The organism is Streptococcus sp. SCPM-O-B-15304 (M98) (assembly GCF_058200215.1).
Genome location: NZ_JBYQGQ010000037.1, coordinates 1 through 656, shown reverse-complemented (window position 1 = coordinate 656; position 656 = coordinate 1). Strand labels below are relative to the sequence as shown.

The following is a 656-nucleotide window of genomic DNA, read 5'->3' as shown; positions in this document are numbered from 1 at the left end:
TCTTCTCTGGTGTCAAGACTGCTACTGAACCATCTGGGAAGGTTACTGTCGCTGTACCATCGTTGCCTACTTCTACCTTGCTTGCTGTTGGGTTAGCTTTCTTAACTTCGTCGGCTACCTTAGCTTTTTCGGCATCTGTAAGAGCTGATGGGTTCACTACTGGGGTGATTGCTGGATCTTTAGTTGCTACTTTTGGTGCACTTTCATCTGATGTCTTACCATCTTTGCTTGCTTTAGCAGTAACTGGTCCTGCTGGGATTTCAACTGTTGGAGTGATGCTCGCTTTGCCGTCTTCTCCTGTTACACCTTCACCAATCTTATTGCCATCCTTGTCGAACAGCTCTACTTTAGTACCTGGGTCTGCTGTTACTTCAACTGGAGTCTTAGTACCCGCTTTACCTGTAAGGTCTGCTGTAATTTCTGGTTGAGTTAGTGCACTTGAATCTTTAACAGTCACCTTAACTGGGACTTCATCCTTAGAACCATCTGGGTAAGTGACTACTACTGTTGTTCCTTTATCACCTGGAGTAGTTGTATCTACTGGTGTCTTGTACTCGAATTTAGTTCCTGATGGAAGATCACCTACGTTGCCAATTGAATCTTTAGCGTTTGGTTTATCACCTGGTTTAACACTTTGATCCTTCGCTACTGGGGTG

At 44.5% G+C, this 656-nt stretch carries 1 protein-coding gene; it reads right to left on the bottom strand.

Features of this window, described 5'->3' with window-relative positions; genetic code table 11:
- The coding region (locus AC3E7H_RS09930; RefSeq protein ID WP_490676507.1) for a Rib/alpha-like domain-containing protein at positions 1-656 on the bottom strand (656 nt) is incomplete at both ends.